The 12,802-nt window shown below is 45.7% G+C and carries 12 protein-coding genes; 1 reads left to right on the top strand and 11 read right to left on the bottom strand.

Annotated features, from left to right (window positions below; genetic code table 11):
- Positions 1-190 precede the first annotated feature (190 nt).
- The 11 genes from RNZ41_RS10130 to RNZ41_RS10180 all read right to left on the bottom strand — a co-directional run bounded on the left by RNZ41_RS10130 (position 191) and on the right by RNZ41_RS10180 (position 10,514).
- Positions 191-928, bottom strand: a complete 738-nt coding sequence (locus RNZ41_RS10130) for a sulfite exporter TauE/SafE family protein (RefSeq protein ID WP_096488345.1) — start codon at positions 926-928, stop codon at positions 191-193.
- A gap of 24 nt (positions 929-952) precedes the next feature.
- The gene (locus RNZ41_RS10135; RefSeq protein WP_065254023.1) at positions 953-1,444 is read right to left on the bottom strand and encodes a molybdenum cofactor biosynthesis protein MoaE; all 492 of its coding nucleotides are present in this window, start codon (positions 1,442-1,444) and stop codon (positions 953-955) included.
- 37 nt (positions 1,445-1,481) lie between these two features.
- Positions 1,482-1,745 (bottom strand): molybdopterin converting factor subunit 1, encoded by a 264-nt coding sequence (gene moaD / locus RNZ41_RS10140; RefSeq protein WP_050325208.1) that lies wholly within the window; start codon positions 1,743-1,745, stop codon positions 1,482-1,484.
- On the bottom strand, positions 1,732-2,229 hold the full coding sequence (gene moaC, locus RNZ41_RS10145) for a cyclic pyranopterin monophosphate synthase MoaC (protein WP_040404340.1): 498 nt from the start codon (positions 2,227-2,229) through the stop codon (positions 1,732-1,734). The genes moaD and moaC overlap by 14 nt, the downstream gene beginning before the upstream one ends.
- A gap of 129 nt (positions 2,230-2,358) precedes the next feature.
- Entirely contained in the window at positions 2,359-3,363 is a 1,005-nt protein-coding gene (moaA, locus tag RNZ41_RS10150; RefSeq protein WP_007117366.1) for a GTP 3',8-cyclase MoaA, read from the bottom strand.
- Positions 3,364-3,365: 2 nt separating this feature from the next.
- Complete coding sequence (locus RNZ41_RS10155; RefSeq protein ID WP_007117367.1) at positions 3,366-4,652, bottom strand: molybdopterin molybdotransferase MoeA; 1,287 nt, start codon at positions 4,650-4,652, stop codon at positions 3,366-3,368.
- A 7-nt stretch (positions 4,653-4,659) separates the two neighbouring features.
- Complete coding sequence (locus RNZ41_RS10160; RefSeq protein ID WP_007117368.1) at positions 4,660-5,349, bottom strand: nucleotidyltransferase family protein; 690 nt, start codon at positions 5,347-5,349, stop codon at positions 4,660-4,662.
- Entirely contained in the window at positions 5,333-6,427 is a 1,095-nt protein-coding gene (locus tag RNZ41_RS10165) for an XdhC family protein (RefSeq protein WP_314027214.1), read from the bottom strand. The genes RNZ41_RS10160 and RNZ41_RS10165 overlap by 17 nt, the downstream gene beginning before the upstream one ends.
- Before the next feature lie 21 nt (positions 6,428-6,448).
- A complete protein-coding gene (locus RNZ41_RS10170; RefSeq protein ID WP_314027215.1) occupies positions 6,449-8,872 on the bottom strand; it encodes a molybdopterin cofactor-binding domain-containing protein in 2,424 nt (807 codons plus the stop codon).
- Positions 8,869-9,912 carry an FAD binding domain-containing protein gene (locus RNZ41_RS10175; RefSeq protein WP_314027216.1) on the bottom strand — a complete coding sequence of 348 codons (1,044 nt, stop codon included), beginning with the start codon at positions 9,910-9,912 and terminating at the stop codon, positions 8,869-8,871. The genes RNZ41_RS10170 and RNZ41_RS10175 overlap by 4 nt, the downstream gene beginning before the upstream one ends.
- Positions 9,909-10,514, bottom strand: coding sequence for a 2Fe-2S iron-sulfur cluster-binding protein (locus RNZ41_RS10180; RefSeq protein ID WP_159767911.1), 606 nt, complete (start codon positions 10,512-10,514; stop codon positions 9,909-9,911). The genes RNZ41_RS10175 and RNZ41_RS10180 overlap by 4 nt, the downstream gene beginning before the upstream one ends.
- Positions 10,515-11,367: 853 nt before the next feature.
- Here RNZ41_RS10180 and RNZ41_RS10185 point away from each other — a divergent pair.
- A complete protein-coding gene (locus RNZ41_RS10185; RefSeq protein WP_314027217.1) occupies positions 11,368-12,732 on the top strand; it encodes a diaminobutyrate--2-oxoglutarate transaminase in 1,365 nt (454 codons plus the stop codon).
- Positions 12,733-12,802: the final 70 nt, after the last annotated feature.

Below are 12,802 nucleotides of genomic sequence, written 5' to 3' on the forward strand. Positions count from 1 at the left end.
TACCCTTGCAAGCCTTGATAGTAAAGGATTTTATGTTTTCGATTGTTGGGGTTTGTTTTCGTATGTTTTCGTTATATGTTCCCCTGCAATGGGTTTTTTTTATAGCTTAAGCTTTGAAATGATTAGATGTTGCAATTCATCACATTTTTTAGGTTGGTACTAGAGGCAGCGGTTGGTATCTACCTAAGCATTAAAAATTTGCCAGCATTTTCAGCCCTGCAATGACTAATACCAGAGATAATAATTTATTGAGCATGGGGTCGGCAAGGCGTTTGCTACCATAAGTTGCGCCAATAAAACCCCCTACACACACCGCCACAAGCCAGATTGGTAGTTGATTTGGCAGTTTTGCCCCTGTCGATAACACACCAAACAAGCCTGAAATTGAATTCACCAAAATAAACCCCGACGCTACGCCTGCGACAACTTTAGGGCTTGCCCAACGGTTAAACAATAGAATTGGACTTAAAAACACACCACCACCCACCCCCGTCAATCCCGAAAGCAACCCTAAAACCGCCCCCACGATTGCCAAAAGCCATTTTGACACCTGTTTTAATGGTTGCTCGCTGGTGAGTTTTTTGGCAAAGATAAATGAATAAATAGCCGAAAAAATCAGTACCGTCCCAACAATCGGCTTATATAAATGACTGGGTAAATGGGTCATTCCCCCGATAAACGCCATCGGTACCGCGGCAATAGCAAGGGGAATAAAAATTTGCCAAGAAAAGTTTTTTGCAGAATAAAATCGCCAAAACGCAATGATGGACACCAAAATATTAAGACATAGCGCAGTAGGTTTCATCATACTTGGCGCAACGCCGACTAATCCCATCATCGCTAGATAGCCCGATGCGCCCCCATGCCCGACTGATGAATAGAGCAAGGCAGAAATAAAAAACAGCACGCTTAATAGGGTAGTTGTCATTGCTTGTTAACCATTATTAGAGTATTAACCATTATTAGAAAGCCACAGACTCTCAGTGCTGTCGGCATAAAATTCTTGTTTCCACACAGGAATATCTGCTTTAATCGCATCCAGTAGCCAACGACACGCATCAAATGCAGGATAACGGTGGGCAGCCACCACCCCAATCCACACCGCCATCTCACCAATCGCAAGGTCGCCAACACGGTGTATGGCAATGGCGTTTTCGATATCAAACTGGGCTTTGGCTTGTTCAACCAGTTTTTTGCCTTGATTGAGTGCCAGTTGCTCGTAGCCGTAATAAGTGAGTTTGCTAACAGGGCGAGCGTTATTGTGATTACGTACCCAGCCTTCAAATGTCGCTAACGCCCCGCAAGTATCGCTCATTAAGGTGTGTTTAAGCCGTCTGTCGTCAATGGCTCGGTCAATTAACGCAAAGCCGCTAGTAATCACGGTTTGGTAGGCTTGGTCTTCACTGATGCTAATGGTGGATGAGCCTTTATGCAATGCATTCATGGTTTTCTCTATATTGTTTAAAGGGCGTACGTGATATTCAACCACCTGCCACAGGCGGAATAAAGGCGACGATATCACCATCTTGAAGCGGCGTTTGCCAGTTGGTAATATGGTGATTGATTGCCACAGCAAGTTTGGTTTGGGCGAGTTTAAACCCGTAGTGTGCGCTTAACGTTTGGTAAAGCTCGGTCAAGTTATCACCGTCAAAGCGGATCGTTTCTTCGTCTTTCCCTGCTTGTTCAGCAAGGCTTGCAAAGTATAAGATGGCTAAATTTTTCTCAGACGCGCTAGGTGTTGGCATAGTCGGATTTGCCTCCTGTTTTGGTGAGTAACTTGATATCGCTGATGGTAATGTCGTGAGATAATGCTTTGGTCATGTCATAAATCGTTAGGCAAGCCACCGACACAGCAGTTAAGGCTTCCATTTCCACGCCTGTTTTGTGGGTAACTTTGACGGTGGCAGTGACGTGGATTGAGCAGTTGTTATCATCATACTCAAAGCCGATTTTTACCCCGTCGAGTGGCAGCTGGTGGCAAAGCGGAATCAGCTCGTGGGTGCGTTTGCTTGCCATGACCCCTGCGATATGCGCGGTCTGGGTGATTGAGCCTTTTTTGGTGATACCGTCGGCGGATTTTATCACTTGGTAACTGTCGCTAGGGAAAATGACTTGCCCTACAGCGGTGGCGGTGCGTTGGGTTATCGCTTTGCCCGACACATCGACCATGGCGATATCGCCGTGTGCGTCTAAATGTGTCAGGTCTAAGGGCGTTAATTGTGTTGTCATGTTTTGGATTTTCACCCCTCAAATGTGGCACAAAATTACATAAACGTATACGGTTATCAAGCTGCGTTTGAATGAGTAAATTTTTCTTAAATTTGCCTATTTTATATTTTAAAAATCACTCGTCATCGATTAACCGCCAATCATCGACAAATTCGCCATGATACCACTGTCGTTTTGCTTGAGTAAATGATGCTCGGGCTTAATCGGCATTAAGCTTTGCAAGGCATGAACCAATCCATCGACATCGCCATTTGCCAAAAACGCTCGCACATCATAACTGCCATTATCAAACAAACACAAATGTACTTTGCCTTGGCTACTCACTCGCAGGCGATTACAACTGTCGCAGAACTGCGGTGCATAAGGCTCAATCAGCCCAATGCCACCGACATAATTGGCGTGGCGATATTCAATCGCAGGGCCTGCATCGCTTGATCGACGTTGGGATTGCCAACCATTTTGTAATAAAAAATCTTTGATACGCTGACCACTGCTATGTTGGGCAAAAAACAAAGCTTTATTATCCGAGGTTTGCATAAACTCAATAAAACGGTAAGTGACAGGACGATTTTTGACAAAACTTAACACAGATTGCAAGTTATCAAAGGCGGTGTCTGCCATCAAAATACCGTTGAGTTTTAGCTTAATATCGGTGGTTGCTAGCAATGTATCGATGTCTTGTAACAGCGTTGGCAATATATCAAAGCCGGTGATTTGTTTAAAAATGGTGGGGTCAAAGCTGTCGATACTGATGTTAAGCTGATTTAGCCCTGCTGTTTGCCAGGCGGATAAATGCTTGGCAAGCCGATAGCCGTTGGAGCTAACCGCCACTGTTTGGATGCCTTGGGTCTGCTTGGCAAGTTCGATGATGCGCGGTAAATCTTGTCGAATCGATGGCTCACCCCCCGTCAGCCGCACTTTGGTGGTACCTAGTTTGGCAAAGGCTTGTATTAAAACATCGATTTCGGATACAGAAAGCTCGTTGTCAGGGCGTTTACCCGCGTTGGCAGTATAGCCATCGGGCAGACAGTAATGACAGCGAAAGTTGCAGAAATCGGTAATCGACAGGCGTAAATAACTTAACTGGCGATGAAAATTGTCCACCAAATTTAATGAAGAATGCTGCGGAGTCATCGTTAGCTAAAATTCCAACTAAACGGCTGCACCGTCACTATTTCGCCTGCTTTTACCCCTGCATTGTCTTGGGGTAATACAAGCAAGCAATTGGCGTGGCTAAGCTGTTTTACACGGTGGGAGTCTTGGGCAGATAAAGGGGTTACGCTAAAACTGCCGTCTTCATGTTGGCAAAAAACCGCTCGCTGATAATCTTGGCGTCCTGCTCGCTTTTTGATGTCGTGGGTGGTTTTGGCAAACAGTTGCAGCGGTTTTGGGATATCTGATTGTATCACGCCCGATAGTTGCCACAGCGCAGGTTGGACAAAATTAAGGCAGCATACCACGGTAGATAGCGGATTACCGGGCAACCCAAAATACATGACCGTTTTTTTATCTTGCGCAAATTCCCCAAATATAAAGGGTTTACCTGGTTTCATTGCCACTTTGTAATGGTGAATTTTACCAAGCGCCTGAATAACTTGGGTTAAAAAATCATAATCGCCCACCGATACACCCGCCGTAGAAATAATCACATCACATTCGGCTATCGCTTGCTGAACAGTACAGCGAGTGGTCTCAAGGTTGTCAGGGACAATGCCATAATCTTGAATCGCAATCGGCAACTGCTTTAATAACGCTTTTAGCGTGGGCGTGTTGGAATTATAAATTTGGGCGAGCGTTGCCAGCGGTTGCCCCACGTCAACTAGCTCATCGCCGGTGGCAATAATACCAACCGTGAGTGGCTGAAATACCGGAACGCTATCCACGCCTAAATTGGCAAGTAAGCTGATATCACTGGGGTTTAGGCGTTTACCAATCGTTAAAACAGTTTCGCCTGCTTGCACTTCCTCGCCTTGGCTGCGAATATTTGCGCCTACCTTAGCGGTTTGGGTCAAGCGAATGTGATAGGCTTGGCTGTTATCCAAACTGGGCTGAATGTCGCTAAGGTTAGTGTCTTCCTGCATCACTACCGTGTCGCAGTCATTTGGCACCACCGCGCCGGTAAAAATTCGCACGCCTTGATTGGGTCGCAAACGACCGTTAAAAGGTTTACCTGCCCCCGATTCACCGATGATTTCAAGTTGGCTATCGTGGTCAAGATAGCTACCCATAGCTATCGCAAAACCATCCATGGATGATAGATTTTGACGGGGAATATCAAAGGATGCAGCAATATCTTGGGCTAAAATTTGGTTTTGCGCGTCTAACAAACCCACTGTTATTGTCTTTACTTCGCCCAGACGCGACGTTAAATAGTTCTCTAGGCGCTCATTAATCGCTTGTTTTAGTTCATTGACAGAAATCATCATTATCTCAATTAAAATGTTGGGTCGGCGCTAAAAGGTGATAGGCTGTTTTTAGCTGTTCAAATTGTTCTAAGGTATCAATATCTTGGCTTAAATGTGGCAGCAGTATCGGATAAAACTGATAAACCGTGCGGTCGGTAGGCGAAACGATAGCGGTTTGATGTTGCCATAACGCCCGAAAACCTTTATCGCCTTGCAACTGATGCCCAAATGCTTGCAAAAAACCCCAAGGTAAATTGACGGGAATCCCCCAAATTGGTTGATTGTTATCACCATACTCACTCACAATCAGCTGATTGTCCTCAACATTTTGGCTTAATAGCCTCAAATCATCGAGGGTTACCGCCACTTGGTCAACGGTCAAAAACAAAATCCGCATTGCAGCACTTACTGACTGTTGTTGTAATATTGTCATTGCATACTGAATCGATTGCGCCATCCCTGTTTGCGGCGTTGGATTATCGACGACTGTGACGGCAAATGGTGCAACTTCATTGTATAACGCTTTAGATATTGGGTTATCAAGTTTTGGCAAAACCACCAACACTTGATAAGGCTGCAATTGGCGTGCCAATTGAATTTTTTCAGCCAGCAAGGTTTGATGATTTTTTACAATCAGCTGTTTGGCAAAACCAAGACGCTGGCTCAATCCTGCCGCCAAAATCACCACGATTAAATTACTAGGCGTGACGCTCATGATATACCTGTTGAATTTGGGCAGTGATAGATAAAGCTACCGCTTCGGGCGTATCCCCACCGAGCGCTAAACCCACAGGATAGAACAAATTAGCAGGTTTCACCAGTCGATAACCATCGTCAATCTCACTAAGCAACTGCTCAGTGCGATAGGTTGGCCCTAATTGCCCAATAAAAAAAGGCGAGTTTTGGGCTTTAAAGGCTTGGCTGAGCCATACTCTGTCTTGACTCAGACTATGGGTCATTATCACCACAGCGGTCGGCTGCGGTGACTCAAAAAAAGTCTGTACAGACTCGGCTTTTTCAAGGGCAATCTGTACAAAATTGGCGTGAGCCTGCCCGCGACAACGGGTAATCACATCCAAACGACTATCAATCACCGTCACCTGCCAGCCTTGCAAATTTGCCATGGTCATCAAAGGTAAACAATCTTGCCCCGCGCCAAAAATTAATAATTGTAGCGGTGGTTGTAGCGTTTCTATAAAGATGCTCAGTTGTTGTGCTTGTTTTTGATAAACATGCAGCATAAAGCGACTTTTACGGCTGGCAGCGACTTGATTAACCAATTGCCAATCTTGTTGACCCAATTGCGACAACTGCGTCAAGGGCAGATGTTGCCCAACTATAAACTCATCTGAGTTTGAGGTGATAACTGTAGCCAGTGTTTGTGGCTGTTTTGTCTGTTTTAAGCGCTGAAAACAGGCAAATAATACAGATTGTTCATTTAAAATCAGACGTTCAAATAATACTTGAATGACGCCTTGACAGCCAAGCCCAAAGCCTTCTTGCTCATCACTGTCATCGACCACCTCATCTTGTGATAACTGGCTATCGGTTGCGGTATGATAGGTTTTGAGCGTTGCCCCATCTCGCGTTAGCCAAAAGGCTCGCTGTACCAAGTGCTTTTCAAGACAACCGCCACTCACCATGCCTATGGATTGACCATCGGCTAAAATCAACATTCTAGCACCAGGTTGCCGATAGGCTGACCCTTCGACACTCACCACGGTGGCTAGTACCGCTTCACTGTTGGGCGGTAACTGGTCAAGGGTAGCAAAAATATCAAACAAGTGGTTCATAGCAAATGACAGTGTACCCGATTACAGTAATGGCAACTGGTACAGCAGTTTATCCAAGGTAATGGGATAGTCTCGTACTCTAACGCCTGTGGCATTAAAGATCGCATTGGCAATGGCTGCCCCTGCCCCTGATAATGCCAATTCACCTATACCCTTGCTATGGAGCGGATTGGCATAGGGGTCAGTTTCGGGTAACATTATTACCTCTAAGTCAGGCACATCAGCATTCACACACACCTGATACTCGGCTAAATCGTGATTACATAGACGACCGTCACGTTTGTCATGGTGAATTTGCTCCATCAAGGCAGCCCCTATACCAAACACCATACCACCAAAACACTGCGAGCGCGCTGTTTTTTCGTTTAAGATACGCCCTGCGGCAAATGTGCCTAGCATACGGCGAACCCGAATTTCACCGGTTACCCGGTGTACCCCGACTTCAGCGAACTGTGCGCCATAGCCTGCATGACGGTATTCTTTTTTGGTTTTACCAGGTTCGATTTCACCATTAGCTACCAAGCCATGAGGGGCATATTGCTGCAAAAAACTGCTCAGCGGTAACTGGGTATCGACTTGTTCCCAATCGAGTACATTATCATGATTGTCTACAGAGACCTCAGAATTAAGCCCTGTTTTTTCTGCTAGTTTATCCAACGTATCGGTTAACGTATGGTTAATTTTTTCGCCAATTTTTTCAGCTAGGCTAGGGTCATGCTCAAATTGTCTATATAGATTGCCTTGTTTAAAGCCAATGCTATCGGCATGCAGCCCCACACTCTGGGCAATCTTTTCTCGTAGCGCTTCACATGCCAGATAAATTGAACTACCAGCGCTTGAAGCTCCCCAGCTACCGCCTGACCCTGCAGCAGGGGGCAGATCGGTATCGCCAAGTTTGACCTCGACATGGTCAATCGGTAAGCCCAGCATATCGGCAACCACTTGCGCAAAAATAGTATAGCTACCTGTACCGATATCAGTCATGTCAGTTTCGATACGAGCCATGACCCCAAGCGGTTTGTCAGAGGGCAACAGGCTCACACGGGCTTGTGAGGGTTTTAATTCGTTGCTACGCGCGGCGCACGCCATCCCATAGCCAATCAGCCAATCGCCTTCAAGGCGACTTGCGGGCGTTTGTGGGCGTTCATCCCATCCAAAGGCTTTTGCCCCCTGCTCCATACACGCCAGCAATTTTCGGGTGCTGTAGGGAATTTTTTTGCTTGGGTCTTCGCTCGGTTCATTGCGTTTTCGCAGTTCGATTGGGCACAGCTTTAACGCATGCGCCAGTTCGTCCATGGCACATTCGAGTGCCAACTGACCCACTGCTTCGCCAGGGGCACGCATAGAGCCTGTTAAGGTAAAATTCATGCGCGCCATTTCGTATTTGATTTGGCGATTGTCACCGCCATACAAAAAGTGGGTAGAGACCGCCACTGGCTCAAAAAACGTTTCTGAAGGTAAATTGGTGACAATGCTATTATGAATAATGGTATGGATTTTGCCATCTTTATCCGCCCCCAATGCCACCCGTTGTTCAGTGTTGGTGCGTCTGACGGTAGTTTCCATGACTTGCGGTCGGGTCATGTTCACCAGTACGGGGCGTTTTAAGTCTTTAGCCGCAATGGCTGCCATCACCGACTCTGGTGAAATACCCAGTTTTGAGCCAAACCCACCACCAACATAGGGCGATAGCAAACGGACATCGTCTTCCGGTATATCTAAGGCTTTGGCAAGTTGTACTTTGGAAGAGGCAAGCATTTGGTTAGAAGTATGAAGGGTTAGCTTACCTTCAAACCAACGCGCCAACGAACTGTGCGGTTCCATCGGCATGTTACTTTGGCTTGGCGTGGTATAAGTCACATCGACTTTGACCTCTGATTGCTTAAGCGTTTTTTCAGGTTTGCCAATGTCGTCACTTTTATCGGTTACCCAATCAATAAACTGGGTATGCTTTTTTTGCTTGTTAAAGTCAAAATGCCCGTGTTTTTCATCATTTTCATAGTCAATCTGTAATGCCTTCGCGCCTTCTTGAGCCGCTTCTAGGGTTTCTGCGACCACCAAAGCAATTGGCTGACCATGATAAAAGACCTCGCTTGCCCCTTGCACAGGCGCCATTTTGACACCCCCTTGTTGCGGGTTGCGTAAAAACAATGGGTCATGAAATACCCCAATCACACCTGCAACTTGTAAGGCGGTATCTTTATGTACTTTTTTTACCTTGCCTTTACCAATGGTTGCACCGACCATCACCCCATGACACAAGTCGTCAAATTGGTTTTCGGCAGTATATGTGGCTTTGCCTGCGACTTTTAGGTGTCCTTCGATACGGCTCAGTGGTTTGCCAACGAGCTTGCTATCAGTCGTATCTAGCCGTGACTCGATAGGCTTGTCCATGGTCAGTTTTTTTTCAAGGGGCGATTCGCCAAAAATTTGTGTTAGGCTCATGCACTCACTCCACTACTTAAAGGACTTGATTGATTGGGTTGTTGTAATGCTCGTTGCACAACATGGTGTAAAAGACGCTGTACTAGCACGGTCTTGTACTCGGTTTGTTCATCGGTTTTTGCTTCTTTGAATAGGGTCGCCACCGCAAGCTCAATACTCACGGCATCGCCCGTGCTACCAATCAGTATTTTTTCAATCTCGGTATTTCGCCACGGCTGACTGCCAATACCGCCAAATGCAAGTCGCACATTGGTGAGTGTATCATTATCATGCTCAATCACGGCAGCGACGGACACTAAAGCAAAGGCATACGACGCACGGTCACGCACTTTGTCATAGCTATGCACGCCTTTTAAGGGTGGCGGTAGAATGATATGGGTAATCAAATCACCTAGATTTAAGCAAGTTTCAATATGGGGGGTTTGCTCAGGTAAGCGATAAAATTCAGCGATAGGCACTTGGCGGGTTTGCCCGTCCGCTTGCTGGATAACAATGACGGCATCGAGTAATCGCATTGCCACCGCCATATCTGATGGATGGGTGGCAATACACTGCTCGCTCGTGCCTAAAATTGCTAAGTTCTGATGAAGACCTGCTTTTGCCCCGCAGCCAGAATTGGGCTCACGCTTATTACACGGACTATCAGGCTGATAAAAATAATAACAACGGGTGCGCTGTAGTAGATTGCCACCGGTACTGGCTTTGTTACGCAGTTGCGGCGACGCACCCGACAACAAGGCACGGGCAAGCACCGCATAATCTTGACGAATGACAGGGTGAGCCGCTAATTCACTGTTACTGACCATAGCGCCGATTTTTAACCCACCTTCTGGCGTGGCTTCAATTGTATTAAGCGGCAAACGTGAAATATCAATCAGCTGTGTTGGCTGTTCGATTTCGAGTTTCATCAAATCAAGTAAATTGGTACCCCCAGCGATAAAAAACGGACGCTGCACCTCAGCCAAATGCCCCTCAGCTAAAGTGGCTATTTTGATGGCGTCATCCACCGAGTTGGCGCGCTGATAATCAAAAGTTTTCATAGCGACACTCCTGTAGCCTGAGTAGCTGCTGTCTGAGTGGTTACGTTATCTGTCTCTGCCGAAAAACCGGTTTCTTGTAATACCTGTTTAATCGCTCGCACGATGTTGGGGTATGCCGAGCAGCGACAAATATTGCCACTCATACGCTCAGAGATTTCTTTATCTAATTGTTGTTTAAATTGTGCTGTATCTTTTGATAAAGGCTGCATCAAATCATCCGACACATGACTTGCCCAGTTTTGGCGTAGCTCTTCAATCATCGCTTTGGTCGAGCAAATTTGCCCAGGGGTACAATAACCACATTGAAAGGCGTCATGTTCCAAAAACGCTTGTTGAATCGGGTCAAGCGCCTCAGGTGAGCCAATGCCTTCAATGGTTTCGATGCTATCGCCTTCGTGCATGACTGCCAGGGTTAGACAGCTGTTGACCCGCTGACCGTTAATCAGCATGGTGCACGCGCCACACTGACCGTGGTCACAGCCTTTTTTGCTGCCTGTCAAGCCAAGATGATTGCGACAGACATCTAGCACCGTGGTGCGTACATCTAGATTCGTCAACGTGTGTTGTTGCTGATTGATAGTAAGTGTTAAGGATTGTGGCATAAAGTTGCTTCTCGTCTAGTTGTTATGGATTTATTTTTAAGTGTCTTATCTAAGATTAACGCATGTTATCAAACTCATTTCTAAAAATTCGCTACGCCTTGCCTACGCAAGGACGATACTAACATTAGAAGGGTTTGTTATTTTTGCGTATGTAGCCATCCCGTTTTTTTGGCAATTTTTTTTTGGCAGTTTCTTTTGCTAATTTTTTTACTAGTTTTTTTGCCAGTCTATTTTGCTAGGTAATTGATTTTATTTTATTTTATTTTTTTAATCAGCTTTTGTATGTTTATCCGTGTAAAAGTCTCAATAAGCAATTTAGCTTTTATAAAATTTTGATGGTATAAGCTTGGCTATTATTTGTTAGGCATGCTGACACTTGCCTATTTTGTACCAAACAATTTATTAACATGGTATTAACTAGGTAATTTTTTTATCATTATCGTGACTGAAATTCTGACTGCAGAGTTTTATATACCGCATAGACTGTCAACGATTGTCAAACTTTCCGCACTTACTTGTGGTGTTATGCCGCTCATTACTCACCTTGCTCACCGCTTGCCATGATTTTTTGCCTCTGTTATCGCAAAATACAGCCTGTGTTATCAATTTGAAAGATTGAGCCGATTTTTTGCAAAAAAGACTGTATTTTTCACAAAAAAAGGGTATTATGCCCCCATAAATTTTGAACGTTATATTGTTAGGTCTTGGGTGCAGTGTCATGGCATTTTGGGGTTTTGCGGTATAACGTTTTTGTTTTGGTGTCAGTCATCCTGACTGATATGTTATTCACAAGTTCGAGAAAGATAGCCACAAGCAAATTTTCTTAAACCCTTATCTGAGATGGTAATCCGATATGAGCGTTCAAACCCCTGTACACCCTATTTCTCATGCCACTAACGAATATTACTTAACTCGTCAAAGCACGATGGAATCTAATGTTCGTAGTTATCCCCGCAAACTACCGCTAGCTATAGCTAAAGCCCAAGGTATTTGGGTCACCGATGTTGAAGGCAATGATTACCTTGATTGCCTAGCCGGTGCTGGTACATTAGCTTTGGGTCACAACCACCCAGCCGTCAAACAAGCCTTATATGATGTGTTACAAAGTGGTCTGCCACTGCACACCCTAGATATCACCACCCCTGTCAAAGATGCATTTACCGAATCCTTGCTGTCTTTTTTCCCAAAAGATTTTGTATTGCAATTTTGCGGTCCGACCGGTGCTGACGGTACAGAAGCGGCAATTAAATTAGCAAAAACTTATACAGGGCGTGACAACGTTATCGCATTTAGCGGTGGTTATCATGGTATGACCCATGGCGCGCTTGCCATGACTGGCAACTTGTCTGCCAAAGAGAAAGTGGGCAATTTGATGCCAGGGGTGCAGTTTATGCCCTATCCGCATGAATACCGCTGCCCACTTGGTTTAGGGGGTGAAGCGGGCGTGGATGCGCTGACTTACTACTTTGAAAACTTTATTGAAGATGTTGAAAGCGGCGTGGTCAAACCTGCAGCGGTCATCCTAGAAGCGATTCAAGGTGAAGGCGGTGTCGTCCCTGCCCCTAAAAAATGGCTACAAAAAATCCGTGAAGTGACCGCTAAGCATGATATCGTATTGATTTTGGATGAAGTGCAAGCTGGGTTTGCGCGCTCAGGTAAAATGTTTGCCTTCGAACATGCTGACATCGTGCCTGACGTGGTGGTGATGAGTAAAGCGGTCGGGGGTGGTTTGCCCCTATGCGTACTTGCCATCAATAAAAAATTCGATGCATGGGCGCCAGCCGGTCACACCGGTACTTTCCGTGGCAATCAGCTTGCGATGGCGGCATCGATTCAAGTATTGGATGAAATCCGCAGCAAAAACTTGGCAGAAAATGCGCGTATCCGTGGTGAATTCTTGCGCGATGAACTCAAAAAAATCGCCAAAGAATTTCCTTGTATCGGTAACGTGCGCGGTCGCGGCTTGATGACCGGTATTGAGATTGTCGATGAGCGTAAACCTGCTGACCGTATCGGCTCGTATCCTGCTGATATTGACATGGCGAATGCGATTCAAAGAGCGTGTTTTGACAACAAGCTACTGTTGGAAAAAGGCGGTCGTGGCGGTACAGTGATTCGCTTGCTTTGCCCGATTAACATCACTCAAGAAGAATGTGAGGCGGTGCTTGAACGCTTTAAAAAGGCAGTGGCTGAAGCCGTGCAAAAAGTGCGTGGGTAATTGATTATTGCCTATCAAGACGGTAAAGTTACTGACGTGGCTTTGCCGTTTTTATTATCTGTTTATTTCA

Origin of the sequence: Moraxella sp. DOX410 (genome assembly GCF_032248735.1) — a bacterium.
GTDB classification, from domain to species: domain Bacteria; phylum Pseudomonadota; class Gammaproteobacteria; order Pseudomonadales; family Moraxellaceae; genus Faucicola; species Faucicola tetraodonis.